Raw genomic sequence first — 19,318 nt, forward strand, 5'->3', positions numbered from 1 at the left:
CGTAGAATCGGTTCATGCCTGAACTGCCCGAAGTCGAAACCACCCGCCGCGGCCTGGCGCCGCACCTGCAGGGTCGCCGCGTGCATGGCGTGATCCTGCGTCGCGCCGACCTGCGCTGGCCGATTCCGCCGGAAGTGGCCGAGCTGCTGCCGGGGCAGCGCATCGAGGAGATCCGCCGGCGCGCGAAGTACCTGCTGCTGGATACCGCCATCGGCAGCGCGGTGCTGCACCTGGGCATGTCCGGCAGCCTGCGCGTGCTGCCCGGTGATACGCCGGTGCGCGCCCACGACCACGTCGACATCAGCCTGGACAACGGCCGCCTGCTGCGCTTCAACGACCCGCGCCGCTTCGGCAGCCTGCTCTGGCAGCCCGCCGGTGAGATCCATCCGCTGCTGCAGGGGCTGGGCCCGGAGCCGCTGGACGACGCGTTCGACGGCGACTATCTGTTCGCCCGCAGCCGTGGCCGCAGCGCGCCGGTGAAGACCTTCCTGATGGACCAGGCGGTGGTGGTGGGCGTGGGCAACATCTACGCCGCCGAGAGCCTGTTCAAGGCCGGCATCAGTCCACTGCGCGAGGCCGGCAAGATCTCGCGCGGGCGCTATCAGCGGCTGGCCGACGCGGTGAAGGAAATCCTCGGCTACGCCATCACCCGTGGCGGCACCACGCTGCGCGATTTCATCAGCCCTGACGGCGCACCGGGCTATTTCGAACAGGAACTGCTGGTGTACGGCCGCGATGGGCTGCCCTGCCCGAACTGTGGTCGCGCGCTGAAGCACGCCACCATCGGCCAGCGCGCCAGCGTCTGGTGCAGCCATTGCCAGCGCTGAGCCGGGCGGCCAGCGGCAGCTGAACGGGCAGGGCACGTCTCCGCTGCCCGTTAACGTTTGTCTGCCTATGATGGCCGACCTTCCCTCTGTGCCTGACGCGCCTGCATGCAACGACGCGACTTCATCCGCAATGCCTCCCTCGCCCTGGCTGCATTCGGCCTGCCGTCCCTGCCCGCGTGCGCGGCCAGCAAGAGCGGCCAGATGGGCCTGCGCCGCCTCGGCCAGCCGCAGCCGTTCGACTTCGCCACCCTGAAGGGCCAGGCGCGCGCGCTGGCACAGGCACCCTACAAGAGCCACAAGCGGGTGCTGCCGGGCCGCCTGGAAGGCCTGGACTGGGACCAGTACCAGTCGATCGGCTACCGCCAGGACCATGCGCTGTGGGCTGACCAGCCTGGCAAGTTCCAGGCCAAGTTCTTCCACCTGGGCCTGTACTTCCACTCGCCGGTGCGCATGTTCGACGTGGTCGACGGCAAGGCGCAGGAGCTGGCCTATGACGGCGCGGCGTTCAACTACGGCAAGAGCGGCATCAAGGACGGCGAGCTGCCGGCCGATCTGGGCTTCGCCGGCTTCCGCCTGAACACCCGCAAGGACACCGACCGCGACTTCGCCGCCTTCCTCGGCGCCAGCTACTTCCGCGCGGTCGGCAAGGAAGGCCAGTACGGCCAGTCCGCGCGCGGCCTGGCGATCGACACCGGCATGGGCAAGCCGGAGGAATTCCCGGACTTCATCGCCTACTACCTGGAGCAGCCGTCGGCCGATTCGGAGACGATCGTGGTCTACGGCCTGCTGGATTCGCCCAGCGTGGCCGGTGCGTACCGCTTCGCCATCACCAACGGCGACGTGCTGCTGATGGATATCGACAGCGCGCTGTACCCGCGCAAGGCGATCGAGCGGCTGGGCATCGCCCCGTGCACCAGCATGTACCAGGTGGGCGAGAACGACCGCCGCATGGCATGGGACTGGCGCCCGGAGATCCACGACACCGATGGCCTGTCGCTGTGGACCGGTGCCGGCGAATGGATCTGGCGACCGCTGCTGAACCCGCGCAACCTGCGCTTCAACATGTTCGTCGACCGCAACCCGCGTGGTTTCGGCCTGCTGCAGCGCGACCGCAACTTCGACCACTACCAGGACGACGGCGTGTTCTACGAGAAGCGCCCCTGCCTGTGGGTGGAGCCGAAGGGCGAATGGGGCGAGGGCTCGGTGCAGCTGGTGGAGATTCCCACCGTGGACGAGACCTTCGACAACATCGTGGCGTTCTGGAACCCGAAGGAAAAGCCGCAGCCGGGCCAGGAGCTGCTGGTCGGCTACCGCCTGTACTGGGGCGCCGAACCGCCGGCACGGCCGCCGCTGGCGCACTGCGTGGCCAGCCGCACCGGCCTGGGTGGCGTGGTCGGCAAGAAGCGCGAGTATTTCAGCTGGCGCTTCGCGGTGGACTTCGAAGGCGGCGAACTGGCCAGGCTGATCGACAAGGGCGAGGTCGAGGCCGTGGTGGAAGCCAGCCGTGGCCGGGTCGAGATCGTGTCGGCGCGCCCGCTGCGCGAGATCAACGGCTACCGCGCGATGTTCGACCTGGTGCCGCCGGAAGGCAGCACCGAGCAGATCGACATCCGTCTGTTCCTGCGCAGTGGCGGCAAGACCCTCACCGAGACCTGGCTGTACCAGTACACCCCGCCGCCGGCAGGTGCGCCGGAGCGCACGCTGTACTGAATGGATGCGGCCCGGTGCCGGCTACACGCCGGCACCGTTGTTTCAAGGCTTGCTGTCGGTGGCGTGCGACTGGGTCGGCACACCCACTTCCACCGTGCCCCGGCGGATCTTCATCCAGGTTTCGTCCTGCCAGCGTTCGTACTGCTTCGGGTCCCAGTACTTCGGGTCGTAGAGGCGATCGGCCTTGATGGTGCGGGAGATTCCGCCGTCCATGTACACGATGTCGACGTTGTTGGACATCGAGCCGACGCGGCTGCCGGTCATCTCGCGGCGCCCCTTTCTGAGCACTTCGGCCATGCGTGGGCGCGCGACTTCGTCACCATACTCGGCGCGCAGCGCGATTGCCTGCGCGCGCGCCGCATCATGCTGCTCCAGCGGCAGCGTGGCCCAGTACTCGTTGCGCAGCTCGACGAACAACGGATAGCCACGTTCGGCCGCCACCTCCATCCAGGCATAGGCCATGACCGGATTGCGCGGCTGCTCTACCCCGTACCAGTACATCTCGCCGAGGTAGCCCTGGGCAGGCTTGTCCGCATACCGCGCGGCCAGCCGGAAGTTGTCCATCGCGCCGTTGACATCGTTGCGACGCAGCGCGTTGACGCCCCATTGCCGGTACATCATGTCCGGGTGGCTGTCCATGAAACCGGCGCCGATCACCGCCGCATCGTCTTCACCTGACGGGCGCTCGGCCGCGGTGGCCAGCAGGGGCAGCAACAGCAGCGGCAGCAGCAGGAGGGCAGAGCGCATGTCGGACGTCCAGTTCGGCAGCAGGGGAGCCGCAGCCTAGGCGCGACAGCGCGTGCTTGTAAACCGCTGGAGGTCATGGCGCACCGGCGCGCCTGCTACAGCGGCAGCGGCGCCTGCGCCGGATCGATCCGCCCTTCGCCGCGGGTGATCTTCTTGAACTCGGCGCGACTGACCGACACGTAGCGGTCGTTGCCGCCGATCTCCACCTGCGGGCCGTCCTGCACCGCGTGGCCATGCTCGTCCACACGCACCGTCATCGTCGCCTTCTTGCCGCTGTGGCAGATGGTCTTGATCTCCTGCATCTCATCGGCCCAGGCCAGCAGGTACTGGCTGCCTTCGAACAGCTCGCCGCGGAAGTCGGTGCGCAGGCCGTAGCACAGCACCGGAATGCGCAGCTGGTCGACCACTTCGCTGAGCTGCCAGACCTGGGCGCGGGTCAGGAACTGCGCCTCGTCCACCAGCACGCAGCCCATCGGGCCGTTGGCTGCCAGATCCTGCTCGACCCAGCGCTGCAGGTCGGTATCGCGGTCGAAGGCCATGCCGTCCGCACGCAGGCCGATCCGCGAGGCGACCACGCCGGCGCCGGCACGATCGTCCAGGCGCGGGGTCAGGATCGCCACCCGCATGCCGCGCTCGCGGTAGTTGTGGGCGCTCTGCAGCAGGGTGGTGGTCTTGCCGGCGTTCATCGCCGAATAGTAGAAGTAGAGCTTGGCCATCGACGGATTGTACGCCGCAGCCCCGCTTCGCCGAAGCCGTTCAGCAACCCCACCGGCGGCCCGCTGTGGTCGTCACCCGGCCCCGCTACAATCCCCATCCCATGCACGGTCTCAATCCCCCCCAAGCCGCCGCCGTCCTGCACATCGAAGGTCCATTGCTGGTGCTCGCCGGCGCGGGCAGCGGCAAGACGCGTGTGATCGTGGAAAAGATCGCCCACCTGATCGGTTGCGGCCGCTATCCGGCGCGCCGCATCGCGGCGATCACCTTCACCAACAAGTCGGCCAAGGAAATGCGCGAGCGCGTGGCCAAGCGCCTGCGCGAGCAGGACGCCGACGAGGTGACCATCTGCACCTTCCATGCGCTGGGCCTGAAGTTCCTGCAGATCGAGCACGCGGCCGTTGGCCTGAAGCGCGGCTTCTCGATCTTCGATGCCGACGATGCCGCTGCGCAGATCAAGGACCTGATGTACGGGGCCAAGCCTGACGACATCGAGGACATGAAGAACCTGGTGTCGCGCGCGAAGAACGCCGGCCTGTCGCCCGAACAGGCGATGGCCGCCGCGCGCAGCAATCGCGAAAAGGAGGCGGCCAGCGTCTACGAGCGCTACCAGCTGCGCCTGACGGCGTTCAATGCGGTCGACTTCGATGACCTGATCCGTCTGCCGGTGCAGATCCTGGAAGAAAATCCGGAGATCGCGCTGGCCTGGCGCGAGCGCATCGGCTACCTGCTGGTGGACGAATGCCAGGACACCAACGACGCGCAGTACCGGCTGCTCAAGCAGCTGGCCGGTGACAAGGGCAACTTCACCTGCGTGGGTGACGATGACCAGTCGATCTATGCATGGCGCGGCGCCAATCCGGAAAACCTGCAGCAGATGGGGCGCGACTATCCCACGCTGGAGATCATCAAGCTGGAGCAGAACTACCGCTGCTCCAACCGCGTGCTGCGCGCGGCCAATGCCCTGATCGCCAACAATCCGCACGAGCACCTGAAGAAGCTGTGGAGTGACCAGGCCGACGGCGAACGCATCCGCGTGTGGGAGTGCCGCAACAGCGAACATGAGGCGGAAAAGGTTGCCGCCGAGATCGCCTTCGTGGCGCAGTCGCGCAATGTGCCGTGGAGTGATTTCTGCATCCTGTTCCGCGGCAACTTCCAGTCGCGTCCGCTGGAAAAGGCGATGCAGCTGCTGCGCATTCCCTACCACCTGACCGGCGGCACCATGTTCCTGGAACGCCAGGAAGTGAAGGACACGCTGGCCTGGCTGCGCCTGCTGGTGAACCCGGACGACGACACCGCGTTCATGCGTGCGGTGCAGTCACCCAAGCGCGACGTCGGTGCCGGCACGCTGGCCAAGCTGGCCGAGCTGGCGCAGGAGAAGGACATGCCGATGGCGCAGGCTGCCGAGGCGATCGGTGCCCTGCAGCAACTGCCCCCGCGCGCGGCCAACAGCCTGGCGCGCTTCACCGACATCCTGCGTGACCTGCGTGCACAGACCCAACAGGTCACTTCCGGCGACATGATCCGCAAGGTCGCCAAGGAATCCGGCCTGCTCAGCGAACTGCGCCAGCAGGCCAAGGAAGAGGCGAGTTACCAGCGCCGTGCCAACAACATCGAGGAACTGGCGCAGTGGTTCGAGGGGGGCCCGCGCGGTGCCACTGCCGCCGACCTGGCCGGCCAGCTGGCGCTGCTGTCGCGCAGCGACAAGGACGAGGGCGGCAACCAGGTGCGCATGATGACCATGCATGCTTCCAAGGGCCTGGAATTCCCGTACGTGTTCATCGTCGGCTGCGAGGATGGCGTGCTGCCGCACCAGGTCAGCCTGGACGAGGGCAACCTGCAGGAAGAGCGGCGCCTGCTGTACGTGGGCATCACCCGCGCCAAGATCCAGTTGTGGATGAGTTACAGCAAGCTGACCCGCAAGTTCGGTGAGCACGTGCGGTTGAAGCCGAGCCGGTTCTTCGAGGAGATTCCGGCGGAGGAGATCCAGCGCGATGGTGCTGATCCGGTGGCCGATGCGGTGCGCAAGAAGGAACGGGCGAGTGCGGGGTTGGCGGCGATCGAGGCGCTGTTCGATTGACCGGCGAACGGCGCAGCCCCTCGTGGCTGCCGCCGTTCGCAGCGCATTCGTGGTGGGCCGGGCGGGTGGGCTGGTCGGGACACGCCGTAAACCCGTCCATGAAGTGACCCCCGAGACTTGGACGGGGTCAGGCGGCCGATTGGGCCTGCTCCCGGTACTTTATCGGGCTCAGACCTTTCAGTTTCAGTTTGATGCGCTCTTCGTTGTAGTACTGGATGTATTCCACCAGCCCAGCCTCCAGACTCTCGAGGCTGTCAAAGCTGTTCAGGTAGAAGAACTCCGACTTCAGCGTTCCAAAGAAGCTCTCCATCGCCGCATTGTCCAGGCAGTTGCCGCGCCGGGACATGCTTTGCTTCAACGAGTGCTTTTCCAGCATATGCCGGTAGTTTTCATGCTGGTACTGCCAGCCCTGGTCGGAGTGGATCATGGGGCGCTCATCCGGGGAAAGCTTCTTGATGGCCTCCTCCAGCATTTGACCCACCAGATCAAATACGGGCCGACGCTTGATCTGATAAGCCACGATTTCACCGTTGTAGAGGTCCATGATCGGCGACAGGTACAGCTTCATGCCCTGCACCTTGAACTCGGTCACGTCAGTCACCCACTTCTGGTTGGGCCGCTCGGCATGGAACTGGCGATTGAGGTCATTGCCAACCACAACATTGGCCGCCCCCTTGAAGGCCTGGTAGCGCTTCACACGCACCCGCGATTTCAGTCCCATCTCCCCCATCAGGCGCTGAACCCGCTTGTGATTGGTCCGATGACCCTGATTGGCTAATTCCAGCGTCACCGTGCGATAGCCATAGCGCCCTTGGCTTTGATCGTAGATTGCACGGATGCGCTCGCACAGGGCTGCCTCATCCTGATCCGGATGGGCCAGGACATGGTTCTGGTAATAGAACGTACTGCGTGACAGCTCAGCTGCTTCGAGCAGAAGCGACAGCGTATGAACCTGCCTCAATCCTTGGACGGCTTGCGCTTTGCGTCCTGCGCCGCCTGCTCTTCCCGGATCAAGGCATCGAGTTTTTTTAGGTAGTCGGTCTCCGCACGCAGATAGGCGACTTCCTTGAGCAGCTCATCGCGGCTCATATCCTCAGGTGGCTTGGACGAACGGGTCTTTTTCATCGGCTTTCGGGGCGGCGGCGGAGGGGGTGCCAACGCTTGGGCACCGCCTTGAGCATACAGGCGCCGCCATCGTCCCACCGCGCCGGCATCGCCAATTTGAAAGTAGGTGGTGGCCTCCCGCCCGGACAAGCCGTCCTGGCTCATCTTCTCCAGGACAGCCAGTTTGAACGGGAGGTCATAGGACCGGGCCTGGCGATGAAATCCCCGCCTACCATGCAGCCGATAGGTCGCCACCCAGCGCCTGACCGTGGAGAACTCCAGGCCGTGGCGACGGGCAATGGCTTTGACCGATGTGGAGGTCTTGCAGGCCTCTTTGGCGACCTGCAGTTTGAAACGCGCGTCGTATTTGTTCATGTATCCCTCGGGGTTGGATCTGGTGTCCAACTCCCGGGGGTCACTTCACCATGGGGGCTCGGCCGCGGCATCCATGCCGCGGACGGTCCCGCCCAGCCCACCCGCCCGGCCTCTGACAGGTTCCGTGCGCGCCAGCCACGGAAAAGAAAAAAGAAAATCAAAAGCAACAGCCGGGGGTTGAGGCAGAATCGGGGTTTCGGCTGGAGGTCTGCGCGTGCATCCAATTGAAAGTGAACGCCTGCGCCTGCGTGCGATTGAACCTGATCGCGATGCGGCGCAGATGCTGGCGCTGTTGAATGATCCGGGCTTCGTGCGCTTCATCGGTGACCGCAACGTGCGCAGTGAAGAACAGGCGCGTGAGTACATCGCGCTGCGGGTGCTGCACAGCTATGCGTTGAATGGGTTCGGCATGTATGCCATCGAGCGGTTATCCGATGGGGCGTGGCTGGGCAATGCCGGGCTGGTGCGCCGCGATGGCCTGCCGGGGCCGGACATCGGCTACGCGGTGCTGTCTGAATTCGCCGGGCAGGGTTATGCCGGTGAGGCGGCGCGGGCGGTGTTCGCGCATGCGCGCGCTGAGCTGGGCCTGCAGGATCTGTACGGCATCACCGATCTGGACAACGTGGTGTCCGGGAAGATCCTGCTGGGCCTGGGCATGCAGGAGCGCGGGGTGATCCAGTTGCCGGGCATCGAAACGCCCAGCCGGCTGTACGCCACCTTGGGTGCGGCTGACGTCGGGTAGTGCCGGCCGCTGGCCGGCACAGTAGTAGCTGACGGTGGGTGCCGACCGTTGGTCGGCACGATTCAGATGCAGTGCCGACCAACGGTCGGCACCCACCATCAGCCGCGCAGTTCGGCCAGCTGCGCCTGCAGCTCGGCCACGGCCGCTTCCAGCTGGGCCACGCGCTCGGCCAGGCCCGGATCGGCCGCGTCGCTGCCACCGCCGCTGCTGGCGTATTTGGCCGCAAGTGCCGCGCCGTCCACTTCACCGCACAGCAGGTGCATGTAGCGGTCTTCGCGCTGGCCGCTGGCGCGCGGCAGTACTACCAGCAGCGCGCGCTGCTGCAGGCGCTCGATGGCGTGGCGGGCTTCGTCGGCGTCGGCGAAGCGGTGCAGGCGCTCGCTGCGCGTGACCAGTTCGCCCAGGGTCTGCGGCCCACGCAGCAGCAGCATCGCCAGCAGCACGGTCTGCTGCCGGGTCAGGTCCAGCGCGGCCTGCAGGCGGTGCTCGTAACGGTCTGCGCGCGAGGAGAAGTGCTGGCGGGCCAGGCCCAGTGTTTCCAGCTGGCGCAGCGCGTGCTGCACGCTGCCGGCATCGACGTTCATCACCGGCTCGCGGGCGGTCTTCTGGTTGGCGGCCGATTGGGCGGCGTTGACCGTCAGCGGATAGGTGTCCGGGGTGGTTGCCTCCTTCTCCACCAGGCAGCCCAGCAGGCGGGCCTGCACGGCGTCGAGCAGGGGGACGTCGGGGGTCTGGGTGGAATCGGTCATGGCGGCCTCCGGAAGGGCAACGGGTCAACCGCCAAGCATAGCCGTCCCGGGACCGCCTTTGCCGGTAAAATGCGCCGGTATATCTGATTGCCGGTGAATCCATGCGTCGTCCCGTTTCCCTGTCCCTGACCCTGCTCGCCACTGCGGCGCTGGGCCTGTCCGCCTGCAAGCGCGTGGATGCGCCCGCCGCCGAAGCCGCTGCGCCGGAGGCCCCGGCCGCCGCTGCCAAGGCCGACGGCGCGCTCGATGCCACTGCCAACGACAATCTCAATGCGGTGCTGTGGATGCAGCGCGCGCAGGAGTACAAGGCGATCACCGAGCAGACCTACCGTGCCGCCGCCGACCACCTGGATGCCGCGCTGAAGGAAGCCCACTGGGATGCGCTGGTGCCGGAAGAACGCGGCAACGAGGCCAAGGGCCTGAAGCCGGCGGTGGTGCTGGACGTGGATGAGACCGTGCTGGACAACTCGCCCTACCAGGCGCGCCTGGTGCGCGACGGCAAGGAATACGACGAGCTGACCTGGGACCAGTGGGTGGCCGAAAAGAAGGCCAAGGCCATTCCGGGCGTGGTTGATTTCGCCAAGGCCGCCAACGCCAAGGGCGTGACCCTGCTGTACATCTCCAACCGCGCCGTGCACCTGAAGGACGCAACCCTGGCCAACCTGCGCGAGCAGGGCCTGCCGGTGGCCGATGACAGCGTGTTCCTGGGCCTGGGCACCGTGGTCGAAGGCTGCGAGCAGGCCGGCAGCGAGAAGAACTGCCGCCGCCGCCTGGCCGGGCAGAAATACCGCGTGCTGATGCAGTTCGGCGACCAGCTGGGCGATTTCGTCGAAGTGACCGCCAACACCAACGACGGTCGTGACGCGCTGCTGCAGCAGTACCACGACTGGTTCGGCGAGCGCTGGTGGATGCTGCCGAACCCGACCTACGGCGGCTTCGAGCCGGCGCAGTTCAACAACGACTACAGCCAGTCGCGCCAGGCCCGCCACGACGCCAAGCGCGCTGCGCTGGACTACGCACCGTGAGCCGCGCGCCGCTGCCGCTGCGCGATGGCGAGCGCCTGATCTTCGCGCTGGACGTGCCTGATCGCGTGCAGGCGCTGGAGTGGGTCGACCGCCTCGGCGACAGCGTGGCGTTCTACAAGATCGGCATGGAACTGCTCGCCTCCGGCGAGTACTTCCAGGTGCTGGACGAGCTGGCCCGCCGCGACAAGCGCGTGTTCGTCGACCTGAAGTTCTTCGACATCCCGGCCACCGCCGCGGCGGTGATCAAGCGCCTGTCGCAGTGGCCGGTCAGCTACGCCACCATCCACGGCTGGCACCCGGCGATGATGGAAGCCTGCGCCGCCGCCAACAGCAGCGACATGCGCCTGCTGGCGGTGACCGTGCTGACCTCGATGGGCCGCCCGGACCTGGCGCAGATGGGCATCGACCGTGAGCCGGTGGACGTGGTGGTCGAGCGCGCGCTGGCCGCGCAGGCGGCCGGTATCGATGGCGTGATCGCCTCGGGCCAGGAAGCCGGCCCGATCCGCGCCGCTACCGGCGCCGGGTTCTCGATCGTCTGCCCGGGCATCCGCCCCGGTGGCCCGGTCGGCGATGACCAGAAGCGTACCGTTGGCGTGGCCCAGGCCTTTGCCGATGGCGCCGATGCCATCGTGGTCGGTCGCCCGATCCGCCTGGCCGCCGATCCGCAGGCCGCGGCCCGGGCCATCCAGCAGGAAATCGCGTCGGCGTTGGCTGCACGCTGAGATTCCGCTGTGCAGTCTGCAGGCCCGAACGCCATCCCGACCCGCGCGGGATGGCGTTTTTGCATCCGCCGAAGGACCGGTTGTGCCCGAATCGCCGCAAAACCTGCCGTAGATTTCATGGCCCCGGCGCAAGGCATCAGGCTACTCAATAAAATCAATGATTTATATGACACTACGTGAAGTGTTGCCTTAACTTGAGCGGCAGCGTAGGATCGCCGCCATCCGGTCCTCGGACCGGACATGTGCCACAACACTGTCCACCGGCCCTGCGCCGGCTTGAAGAGCCTGTGATCCTCGTGATCCCGGCTCTTTTTTTATTCCGATCAGTGACTTGCACAAGCAACCGCGGAAACCGTGACGTCCCGGCTTGCCGCTGTCACCTCGCAGGCCGCAAGATGCGGACCGGTCCGGGGAGTCCGAGTGCATGAGCGTGGCAGTGCGAGGAAGGTCTGCGCGTGGATGGGGGCTGGCAGTCATGCTGCTGGCCGTGACCGCGTGCCGTGAACCGGCCAACGATCCGGCCAGGCCGGCAGCCGAACCAGTTGCGGCGGTGCAGGCGATGGCCCTGCGCCTGGCCGAGGACGATCTGGTCGGCTATGCAAAGCTGTCGGTTCCGCCCAGCCAGTACCAGCGCCTGCAGCAGGCCTGGGCCGAGGGCCGCAGCCAGTGGCCGCTGACTGAACTGCCACTGGGCGACCAGCTGCTGCCGATGCTGGCCGCACTGCGCACGCCCAATGCCGGTGCCGAACTGCAACGCAGCTTCGACCGCCAGCTGGCCGGCCAGGCCGGTGCCGTGCGCCAGGCCGCGCAGTCGATGGGCAACTTCGGCGTGCAGTACCTGCGCCACCAGAAGGGCTATACGCCCGGCCAGCAGGCCCATTACATCGCCCTGGTGGAAACCCTCGCCAGCTGGGCGCAGGGCGCGCCGATCAGTGACCGTGCGCGTGCACGCAGCACGATCGCCGCGCTGGTGGGGGCCGCCGGCAAGGTCGGCTTCGACGATGAGGCCGGCCTGCAGGCCGCGGGCATGGAAGGCAGCCTGCAGCAGCTGGCGCCGTTCATCCATACCCTCAAGGCGGTGTTGGGCAGCTACGGGTTGGGCGTGGATGACGCACTGCGCAGCGTGCGCGGTGAACTGCTGTCGGTGGAGGGCGACAACGCGCTGGTACGCCTGCACTACGACCTGGCGGGGCGTGAGATGACCCTGCAGCTGCCGCTGAGCCGGCGCGAGGGCCACTGGTACCTGACGCGCACCCTGGCCGATACCGATGCCCTGCTGCGCCAGGCCGATGCTGCCCGCGCCGCTGCGTCGCCGTCACCGGCTGAAGCCCCCGCCGAGGGTGGGGAAGCGGCAACGCCGCCGCCTAAGCCATAATGGCGCCGATGTCGAAACAGAACCCGCTGCCGTTCCCCGGCGAAGAATCCCAGTCGACGCCCGCCGATACGGTGCCGGCGTCCCCCTCGACCGGTACCGGCCCGAACCCGGTACCGCCGCCCGCGCATGCGCGTCCGGCCGGCCGCCGCCCGCTTTGGGCTCGGCTGCTCGGCCGCCTGGTCGAGCCGTGGCTGTCGCTGAAGATCGAACCGGAAGACCCGGGCCAGTACAACGATGGCCGCCCGGTCATGTACGTGCTGGAGGACTACGGCCTGTCCAATGCGCTGATCCTGGACAAGGCCTGCCGCCAGGCCGGCCTGCCGTCGCCGCTGGTGCCGCTGGCCGGTGACCCGACCGGCCGCAAGCGCGCCTACCTGGCGCTGTCGCGGCGCAGCTCCAGCAACTCGCTGATTCCCGAACAGCGCGGCGCCAAGACCCATTCCGATTCGCTGGCCAAGGTGCTGCAGGCCCATCGCGTGCGCGATGACCTGGACGTGCACCTGGTGCCGGTGTCGATCTTCGTCGGCCGCGCGCCGGACAAGCAGAGCGGCTGGTTCGCCGTGCTGTTCTCGGAAAACTGGGCGCTGGTCGGCCGCTTCCGCCGCCTGCTGGCGGTGCTGCTCAACGGCCGCAGCACCATCGTCCGCTTTGCCCCGCCGATCTCGCTGCGCAGCACCGTGGACGAAGGCCTTGAGCCGGAGCGCACGGTGCGCAAGCTGCAGCGCGTGCTGCGTACCCATTTCCGCCGCATCCGTGAATCGGTGATCGGCCCTGACCTGTCGACGCGGCGCCTGCTGGTCGACCAGGTGCTGGCCGCCGAACCGGTGCGCGAAGCGATCGCCGCACAGGCCAAGCGCGACAATTCGAAGCCGGCCGATGCCTGGAAGAAGGCACACGCCTACGCCTGGGAAATCGCCGCGGACTATTCCAGCCCGGTGGTGCGTTCGGCCAGCTTCATGCTCAGCCACGTGTGGAACCGCATCTATGCGGGCGTGCTGGTGCACCACCTGGACAAGTTCAAGGCCGCCGCGCCGGGCCACGAAGTGGTCTACGTGCCCAGCCACCGCAGCCACATGGATTACCTGCTGCTGTCCTACCTGCTGTACGACCGTGGCATCGTGCCGCCGCACATCTTCGCGGGTATCAATCTGAACCTGCCGGTGGTCGGTACCCTGCTGCGCAAGGGCGGTGCGTTCTTCGCGCGCCGTAGTTTCCGTGGCAATCCGCTGTATTCGGCAGTGTTCTCCGAATACATGGCGCAGCTGGTGTCAGGCGGATATTCCATCGAGTACTTCGTCGAAGGTGGCCGCTCGCGTACCGGCCGACTGCTGCAGCCCAAGGGAGGTGTCATCTCGATGACCCTGCGGGCCTATCTGCGCCAGCCGCGCAAGCCGGTGCTGTTCCAGCCCATCTACATCGGCTACGAGAAGCTGATGGAAGGCAACAGCTATCTGGACGAGCTGTCCGGCCGGCCGAAAGAAAAGGAATCGATCTGGTCGCTGCTGTGGGGCATCCCCAAGGTGCTCAAGCAGAACTACGGCCAGGTGGTGGTGAACTTCGGCGAGCCGATCGAGCTGACAAGTGTTCTTGCAGCCAATGCTCCCGAATGGGATGGCCGGGCTGTGCCGGAGGATGAGAAGCCGGCTTGGCTGATGAAGACCGTCGATACTCTCGCGCAGAGCATCAACGTGCGCGTCAATGCCGCCGCCGACGTCAACCCGATCAACCTGCTGGCGCTGGCCCTGCTGTCCACGCCGAAGCACGCGATGGGCGAGGCCGACCTGATCGCGCAGATCGAGCTGTGCAAGACCCTGCTGGTCGAGATGCCGTACTCGGACCGGGTGACGGTGACCCCGCACTCGCCGGAGCGGATCATCGCCCATGCCGAGGAAATCAACGTCCTCACCCGCATCAAGCACCCGCTGGGCGACGTGCTCAGCGTCAGCGGCGATACCGCGGTGCTGCTCAGCTACTTCCGCAACAACGTGGTGCACCTGTTCACCGCCTCGTCGTGGGTGGCCTGCTGCTTCCAGAACAACCGCCGCATGAGCCGCACCGGCCTGGTCCAGCTGGGCCGTACGGTATACCCGTTCCTGCAGGCCGAGCTGTTCCTGCCGTGGAGCGAGGACGAGTTCGCCCAGCGCATCGACCGGACCATCGACGTGTTCGTGCGCGAAGGCCTGCTGCAGAACGTCAACGATGACGATGGCGGCATCCTGGCGCGCAACACCGGGCAGACCGACGAGGTGTTCCGCCTGCGTGCGATCGGCCATTCGCTGCAGCAGGCGTTCGAGCGCTATTACATCGCCATCTCGGTACTGGTGAAGAACGGCCCCGGCGTGCTCGGCGCGGCCGAGCTGGAAAGCCTGTGTCAGCAGGCCGCGCAGCGGCTGAGCCTGCTCTATGCACCGGCGGCACCGGAGTTCTTCGACAAATCCCTGTTCCGTGGCTTCATCCAGAAGCTGCGCGAGCTGCGCCTGGTGTGGCCGGACGAGAACAGCAAGCTGCTGTTCGACGAACGCCTGGACGCCTGGGCCAAGGATGCCAAGTTCATCCTCGGCCGCGAGCTGCGCCACACCATCGAGCGGGTCAGCCCGGAAGCGGCCCGTCCGGACGAGCCTGCGCCGCAGGATTGAAGGCAGCGCCCGGCGATGCCCGGCGAACGGCATGCCAACCAAGGTTGGCATCTACCGGGGCGAAGCAGTAGATCCACGCCATGCGTGGATGGGCCACCGCTCAGGCCGGTTCGTCGGGAATCTGCAGGCTTTCCAGCCTGGCGATGCAGTCCTTCAGCTGAAGCTTGCGCCGCTTCAGGCGCTTGGCTTCCAGCTCGTCCTCGCCATTGGCGGCCATGCGGGTGATCTGTTCATCCAGCAGGCGGTGCTCGGCGCGCAGGGCGGCGAGGTGCTCGACGATCTCGGCGGGGCTGTAGGTGTCCACAGCCTCCGAGCATACACAGCGATGATGACTGCCGGGAGAGGGGAATCCCGACCCCCGGCCGTGGCCGCTCCGAGCCGTTAGAATGGAACCCATGAGTGCCGTGATTTCCCTTCCCGATCCCCAGCCGCGCATCGCCCGTGATCCGCGCGTGGCCGAGCGCGAGCAGCACAAGCTGGCCAAGCGCCTGCGCCGCCAGGTCGGCGAGGCGATTGCCGACTTCGGCATGATCGAGGCCGGCGACAAGGTCATGGTCTGCCTGTCCGGCGGCAAGGACAGCTACACCCTGCTGGACGTGCTGCTGCAGCTGCAGAAGAAGGCGCCGGTGCCGTTCGAGCTGGTGGCGGTGAACCTGGACCAGAAGCAGCCGGACTTCCCCGAGCACGTGCTGCCGGAGTACCTGGCCGGGCTGGGCGTGCCGTACCACATCATCGAGCAGGACACCTATTCGGTGGTCAGCCGGGTCATCCCGGAAGGCAAGACCATGTGTTCGCTGTGCTCGCGGCTGCGTCGTGGCGCGCTGTACAACTACGCCGAACTCCATGGCTTCACCAAGATCGCGCTGGGCCACCACCGCGACGACATGGTGGCCACGTTCTTCATGAACCTGTTCCACCACGCCAAGCTGTCGGGCATGCCGCCGAAGCTGCGCAGCGATGACGGCAAGCACGTGGTGATCCGGCCGCTGGCCTACGTGCGCGAAAGCGACATCGTCGAGTACGCACAGGCCCGCCAGTTCCCGATCATTCCCTGCAACCTGTGCGGCAGCCAGGAGAACCTGCAGCGCCGCCAGGTCGGCCTGATGCTGAAGCAGTGGGAAAAGGACCACCCGGGCCGCATCGAGCAGATCGCGCGTGCCATGGGCGAAGTCCGGCCCTCGCAGCTGGCCGACACCACCCTGTTCGACTTCATGGCGCTGGGCCGTCGCGACGACGCGCCGCTGCCCGACGCCCATGCCTGGCTGGCCGGTTCCCCGGCCGACGCCGACGCAGATCCCGAGACGCCCACCGTTTAAGGTCGGTCGCCCTTCCTCTTTGCCATCCGGAATTCCATGTTCTTTCGCAACCTGACGTTCTTCCGTTTCCCGACCACCACCGATTTTTCCGAAGTCGACACCCTGCTGCCGCACGCGCTGCTGAAGCCGGTCGGCGCACTGGAAATGAATTCGCGCGGCTTCATCTCGCCGTTCGGCCGCGAGGAGAAGGAACTGCTCTCCCACCGCATCGCCGAACATCTGTGGCTGACCGTGGGCGGCGAGGACAAGATCCTGCCGGCGGCGGTGGTCAACGACCTGCTCGAGCGCAAGCTGGAGGAGATCGAGGAGAAGGAAGGCCGCCGCCCGGGTGGCCGCGAGCGCAAGCGCATGAAGGACGACCTGCTGCATGAACTGCTGCCGCGCGCCTTCGTGAAGTCCTCGCGCAACGACGCCTTCATCGACCTGCAGCACGGCTACGTGGCGGTGGATACCTCCAGCCGCAAGACCGGCGAGTACTTCATGTCCGACATCCGCGGCCTGCTCGGTAGCTTCCCGGCGATGCCGCTGAATGCCGAAGTCGCACCGCGTTCGATCCTGACCGGCTGGATCGCCGGCGAGCCGCTGCCGACCGGGCTGAGCCTGGGCGAAGAGTGCGAGATGAAGGACCCGGTGGAAGGTGGCGCGGTGGTCAAGTGCCAGCACCAGGAACTGCGCTGCGACGAGATCGACAAGCACCTGGACGCCGGCAAGCAGGTGACCAAGCTGGCGCTGATCTTCGAAGACAACCTGTCCTTCGTGATCGGCGACGACCTGATCGTGCGCAAGCTGAAGTTCCTCGACGGCGCCCTGGACCAGCTGGAGCATGCCGACGAAGACGGCCGCCGCGCCGAGTTCGATGCCCGCTTCGCCCTGCAGAGCGCCGAGATCCGCCGCCTGTTCCTGTTGCTGGAAGAAGCCTTCAAGCTCAGCAAGGCTGACTGAACAGGCAGCCCGACGGCCGCCGGTCATCCGGCGGCCCGAAGCGGCGCTATGCTGGGCGCATGAGCCGTCTGCTGCGCCGCCTGATCAGCCCGACCCCGCCCGCCACCGTACAGCGCGACACCGTTCGCCTGCGCCTGGAGGATGCCGAGATCGAGGTGCTGCGCGTGCGCGATCCACGTGCGCGCCGCATCAAGCTGAGCGTGGACGAACGCGGCGCACGTTTGACCCTGCCGCCGCGCGCAAGCCTGGTGATGGGCGAACGCTTCCTGGAACAGCACCGCGACTGGCTGGCACTGCAGCTTCGCCAGTACCAGGGCCAGGGCCTGCCGGCACCGCTGCAGCCGGGCGAAGACGGCGTGCTGCCCCTGCGTGGCGAACTGCTGCCGCTGCGCTGGCAGGAAGGCCGCTACGCGCGGCTGGAGATCGACGAGCACGGCGCCTGCGTGCAGTGGCCGACCCGCGGCGGTGATGCCACCCTGCGCCGCCTGCTGCGCGAGTTCTACGAAGCCCAGACCCGCGCCGACGTTGGCCGCTGGCTGCCGAAGTACCTGCCCACCCTGCCGCGCGCACCCAGCCGCCTGCGTCTGAAGGTGATGTCCTCGCAATGGGGCTCACTTGCCCCGGACGGCAGCATGGCACTGGACCTGGCCCTGGTGCTGGGCCGATCCGAGGCGTTCGAGTACGTGCTGGTGCACGAACTCTGCCACCTGATCCAGCCGAATCACTCACCCGCGTTCTGGCACGAAGTGGAACAACGCTTCCCCGCCTGGCGCGAACAGCGCGATTACTTCCAGCTCGAAGGGCGCCGCTTGAAAGCTATGCTCCGCCAGCTGCTGTAGAGCCGAGCCTATGCTCGGCTAACGCGCGTAGCGCGGATATTCAGCCCTCGCGATCAACAGCAGCCGAGCATGGCTCGGCTCTACAAAAGCGCGCGCAGCGCGCGACCCGCTTTCGCTCCTGCTCTTCTTTCTTTCTTCCGTGGTGGGCACACCGGAAAGTGTCCGTGGCCGGGTGGGGTGGGTTGCGCAGGGGCGTGAGCCGCATGGGCCCGAGGCATGCCTCGGGCGGGTTGGGCAGGACGCCCAAGCCCGGTCTTGCCGTGTGCGCAGGACAGCGCACACGAGCAAGCGGCGACCGAGCTTACAGGGGTGAAGGCGCTTTGCTTGCGAAGCACTGCTTCGCAAGCGCCTGAACGCACAGCCGCCAGCGGCTGGGCCGGGCCCCGGAGGGGGACTTGCAGCGACCCCTGCGCAATCCACCCCACCCGGCCAAGCACGGCTTCTGATCTGAACGACCCACCACGAGGGGCTCAGCCGTTGGCCGAAACCCTCACCCCGCCCGCAACGCCGCCGCCGCCGCCCACCGCGCCGCCACCCGCGGCGCCGTAATGCACACCGCCTGATCGGTCACCGTGGTCACCGCGCGCTCCAGCAGCTGGATATCCGCCTCATGCTGGCGCGCCACATGCGGATCCTCGAAGAAGATCGCGCGCTGGCAACGCCCCTCCAGCACCCGGTCGGCAATCTGCGCATCACCGCCCATCGGGCCGCTCTGGTAGCGCGTCACCCACGGCGTATCACGCGGCCAGCCCCGGCTCCAGGCCAGCTCGTTCAAACGCTGGCCGGTGGTCCCGGTGGCCACCCGCTCACCGAACCGGGCCAGCACATCGAAGTGCTCATCGGCGAAGGCCAGCATCGCCGGCTTCATCGCATCGTGCGCGATCAGCGCCAGCGTCTGGCCTTCGAACGCATGCAGGTCGTCGGCGCCGGCATCTGCTGCCAGCCCGGCGTGGACGCGCTCCACCTCCACCCAGTCGCGTGCGGTGGCCACGGTCGAAATGAACGGCTTGCCGTGGATCACGCACTGCCGCTTGAGCGCGGTTGCTTCCGGAAACACCGAGGATGGATCGACCGGGTCGATCAGGTAGATCGCGCCATCCAGTGTCCGATCCGGACCCATGCCAACGACTTCGGCGACCAGCTTCATCAGGCCACCCTCGCGTCCGTAGGGATAACGGTGCAGGCCCGCGTACCCGGTCAGGAAGCCCTGCCGTTCGATCGCGTCATGGGTGCGGCCGACCGCATGCAGCGACACGCCCAGCTCGCGCAGGCCGGCCTCGCTGCTGCGCAGCCAACGGAACAGCGCAGCGCGCGCGTCGTGGTGATGAAGACGGTTGGCAGCCAGGCCGATGCGCATCGAACGCTCCGCAGGTACGGGTGAAGGCGGCAGTGTATGTCGGCATTCCCCCATCTGG

General features: G+C 66.9%; 17 protein-coding genes. 11 read left to right on the top strand and 6 right to left on the bottom strand.

Annotated features, from left to right (window positions below; genetic code table 11):
- The first annotated feature begins 14 nt into the window (after window positions 1–14).
- Window positions 15–827, top strand: a complete 813-nt coding sequence (gene mutM / locus ACZK4Z_RS00310) for a bifunctional DNA-formamidopyrimidine glycosylase/DNA-(apurinic or apyrimidinic site) lyase (RefSeq protein ID WP_049422377.1) — start codon at window positions 15–17, stop codon at window positions 825–827.
- 105 nt (window positions 828–932) lie between these two features.
- The gene (locus tag ACZK4Z_RS00315; protein ID WP_012509627.1) at window positions 933–2,537 is read left to right on the top strand and encodes an OpgD/OpgG family glucan biosynthesis protein; all 1,605 of its coding nucleotides are present in this window, start codon (window positions 933–935) and stop codon (window positions 2,535–2,537) included.
- A 42-nt stretch (window positions 2,538–2,579) separates the two neighbouring features.
- Here ACZK4Z_RS00315 and ACZK4Z_RS00320 read toward each other — a convergent pair whose 3' ends face one another.
- Both ACZK4Z_RS00320 and ACZK4Z_RS00325 read right to left on the bottom strand, forming a co-directional pair.
- Window positions 2,580–3,284 (bottom strand): SEL1-like repeat protein, encoded by a 705-nt coding sequence (locus tag ACZK4Z_RS00320; protein WP_125892684.1) that lies wholly within the window; start codon window positions 3,282–3,284, stop codon window positions 2,580–2,582.
- 95 nt (window positions 3,285–3,379) lie between these two features.
- Complete coding sequence (locus tag ACZK4Z_RS00325; RefSeq protein WP_008264720.1) at window positions 3,380–4,000, bottom strand: thymidine kinase; 621 nt, start codon at window positions 3,998–4,000, stop codon at window positions 3,380–3,382.
- 101 nt (window positions 4,001–4,101) lie between these two features.
- Between ACZK4Z_RS00325 and ACZK4Z_RS00330 the strand changes: the two genes are divergently transcribed.
- The gene (locus ACZK4Z_RS00330; protein WP_125892686.1) at window positions 4,102–6,078 is read left to right on the top strand and encodes a UvrD-helicase domain-containing protein; all 1,977 of its coding nucleotides are present in this window, start codon (window positions 4,102–4,104) and stop codon (window positions 6,076–6,078) included.
- 127 nt (window positions 6,079–6,205) lie between these two features.
- Here ACZK4Z_RS00330 and ACZK4Z_RS00335 read toward each other — a convergent pair.
- Window positions 6,206–7,557 (bottom strand): IS3-like element ISStma2 family transposase gene (locus tag ACZK4Z_RS00335; protein ID WP_132810585.1). Its coding sequence is split into 2 segments (ribosomal slippage): window positions 6,206–7,110 and window positions 7,110–7,557, totalling 1,353 coding nucleotides; the frame shifts between segments, so codons are not numbered across the junction.
- Window positions 7,558–7,771: 214 nt separating this feature from the next.
- Between ACZK4Z_RS00335 and ACZK4Z_RS00340 the strand changes: the two genes are divergently transcribed.
- Window positions 7,772–8,299: a GNAT family N-acetyltransferase gene (locus tag ACZK4Z_RS00340; RefSeq protein WP_125892999.1), complete on the top strand. Its 528-nt coding sequence runs from the start codon at window positions 7,772–7,774 to the stop codon at window positions 8,297–8,299.
- Between the two features lie 98 nt (window positions 8,300–8,397).
- On the opposite strand, the gene ACZK4Z_RS00345 is transcribed toward ACZK4Z_RS00340, so the two are convergent.
- A complete protein-coding gene (locus ACZK4Z_RS00345) occupies window positions 8,398–9,048 on the bottom strand; it encodes a YceH family protein (protein WP_032128686.1) in 651 nt (216 codons plus the stop codon).
- A 101-nt stretch (window positions 9,049–9,149) separates the two neighbouring features.
- Here ACZK4Z_RS00345 and ACZK4Z_RS00350 point away from each other — a divergent pair, with 101 nt between their 5' ends.
- The 4 genes from ACZK4Z_RS00350 (at window position 9,150) to plsB (ending at window position 14,806) form a co-directional block, all read left to right on the top strand.
- Window positions 9,150–10,073: a 5'-nucleotidase, lipoprotein e(P4) family gene (locus ACZK4Z_RS00350; protein WP_032128687.1), complete on the top strand. Its 924-nt coding sequence runs from the start codon at window positions 9,150–9,152 to the stop codon at window positions 10,071–10,073.
- Window positions 10,070–10,795: an orotidine-5'-phosphate decarboxylase gene (pyrF, locus tag ACZK4Z_RS00355; protein WP_125893001.1), complete on the top strand. Its 726-nt coding sequence runs from the start codon at window positions 10,070–10,072 to the stop codon at window positions 10,793–10,795. Before ACZK4Z_RS00350 ends, pyrF begins: the two co-directional genes overlap by 4 nt.
- 424 nt (window positions 10,796–11,219) lie before the next feature.
- Window positions 11,220–12,170: a hypothetical protein gene (locus tag ACZK4Z_RS00360; protein WP_125893003.1), complete on the top strand. Its 951-nt coding sequence runs from the start codon at window positions 11,220–11,222 to the stop codon at window positions 12,168–12,170.
- Window positions 12,170–14,806, top strand: a complete 2,637-nt coding sequence (gene plsB / locus ACZK4Z_RS00365; protein WP_125893005.1) for a glycerol-3-phosphate 1-O-acyltransferase PlsB — start codon at window positions 12,170–12,172, stop codon at window positions 14,804–14,806. Before ACZK4Z_RS00360 ends, plsB begins: the two co-directional genes overlap by 1 nt.
- Window positions 14,807–14,906: 100 nt before the next feature.
- On the opposite strand, the gene ACZK4Z_RS00370 is transcribed toward plsB, so the two are convergent.
- Window positions 14,907–15,110: a YdcH family protein gene (locus tag ACZK4Z_RS00370; RefSeq protein WP_005421068.1), complete on the bottom strand. Its 204-nt coding sequence runs from the start codon at window positions 15,108–15,110 to the stop codon at window positions 14,907–14,909.
- Between the two features lie 91 nt (window positions 15,111–15,201).
- Here ACZK4Z_RS00370 and ttcA point away from each other — a divergent pair, with 91 nt between their 5' ends.
- Genes ttcA through ACZK4Z_RS00385 form a run of 3 tightly spaced genes read left to right on the top strand, consistent with a single transcriptional unit; the run spans window position 15,202 to window position 17,903 of the window.
- Complete coding sequence (gene ttcA / locus ACZK4Z_RS00375; protein ID WP_180837745.1) at window positions 15,202–16,122, top strand: tRNA 2-thiocytidine(32) synthetase TtcA; 921 nt, start codon at window positions 15,202–15,204, stop codon at window positions 16,120–16,122.
- 36 nt (window positions 16,123–16,158) lie between these two features.
- Complete coding sequence (locus ACZK4Z_RS00380; protein WP_005411825.1) at window positions 16,159–17,064, top strand: recombination-associated protein RdgC; 906 nt, start codon at window positions 16,159–16,161, stop codon at window positions 17,062–17,064.
- Between the two features lie 59 nt (window positions 17,065–17,123).
- Window positions 17,124–17,903, top strand: coding sequence for a M48 family metallopeptidase (locus tag ACZK4Z_RS00385; RefSeq protein ID WP_125893009.1), 780 nt, complete (start codon window positions 17,124–17,126; stop codon window positions 17,901–17,903).
- Window positions 17,904–18,393: 490 nt separating this feature from the next.
- On the opposite strand, the gene ACZK4Z_RS00390 is transcribed toward ACZK4Z_RS00385, so the two are convergent.
- Window positions 18,394–19,260 (bottom strand): methylglyoxal synthase, encoded by an 867-nt coding sequence (locus tag ACZK4Z_RS00390; RefSeq protein WP_049422383.1) that lies wholly within the window; start codon window positions 19,258–19,260, stop codon window positions 18,394–18,396.
- Between the last annotated feature and the right edge of the window lie 58 nt (window positions 19,261–19,318).

Source organism: Stenotrophomonas sp. 71799_Sma (assembly GCF_056482505.1).

Excerpts from the sequence above, each read along its gene's own strand:
- ACZK4Z_RS00325 (WP_008264720.1), bottom strand. The coding sequence starts at position 4,000 with ATGGCCAAGCTCTACTTCTACTATTCGGCGATGAACGCCGGCAAGACC.
- ACZK4Z_RS00315 (WP_012509627.1), top strand. The coding sequence starts at position 933 with ATGCAACGACGCGACTTCATCCGCAATGCCTCCCTCGCCCTGGCTGCA.
- ACZK4Z_RS00380 (WP_005411825.1), top strand. The coding sequence starts at position 16,159 with ATGTTCTTTCGCAACCTGACGTTCTTCCGTTTCCCGACCACCACCGAT.
- ACZK4Z_RS00330 (WP_125892686.1), top strand. The coding sequence starts at position 4,102 with ATGCACGGTCTCAATCCCCCCCAAGCCGCCGCCGTCCTGCACATCGAA.
- ACZK4Z_RS00320 (WP_125892684.1), bottom strand. The coding sequence starts at position 3,284 with ATGCGCTCTGCCCTCCTGCTGCTGCCGCTGCTGTTGCTGCCCCTGCTG.
- ACZK4Z_RS00385 (WP_125893009.1), top strand. The coding sequence starts at position 17,124 with ATGAGCCGTCTGCTGCGCCGCCTGATCAGCCCGACCCCGCCCGCCACC.
- ACZK4Z_RS00390 (WP_049422383.1), bottom strand. The coding sequence starts at position 19,260 with ATGCGCATCGGCCTGGCTGCCAACCGTCTTCATCACCACGACGCGCGC.
- ACZK4Z_RS00360 (WP_125893003.1), top strand. The coding sequence starts at position 11,220 with ATGAGCGTGGCAGTGCGAGGAAGGTCTGCGCGTGGATGGGGGCTGGCA.
- ttcA (WP_180837745.1), top strand. The coding sequence starts at position 15,202 with ATGAGTGCCGTGATTTCCCTTCCCGATCCCCAGCCGCGCATCGCCCGT.
- plsB (WP_125893005.1), top strand. The coding sequence starts at position 12,170 with ATGGCGCCGATGTCGAAACAGAACCCGCTGCCGTTCCCCGGCGAAGAA.
- mutM (WP_049422377.1), top strand. The coding sequence starts at position 15 with ATGCCTGAACTGCCCGAAGTCGAAACCACCCGCCGCGGCCTGGCGCCG.
- ACZK4Z_RS00350 (WP_032128687.1), top strand. The coding sequence starts at position 9,150 with ATGCGTCGTCCCGTTTCCCTGTCCCTGACCCTGCTCGCCACTGCGGCG.
- ACZK4Z_RS00345 (WP_032128686.1), bottom strand. The coding sequence starts at position 9,048 with ATGACCGATTCCACCCAGACCCCCGACGTCCCCCTGCTCGACGCCGTG.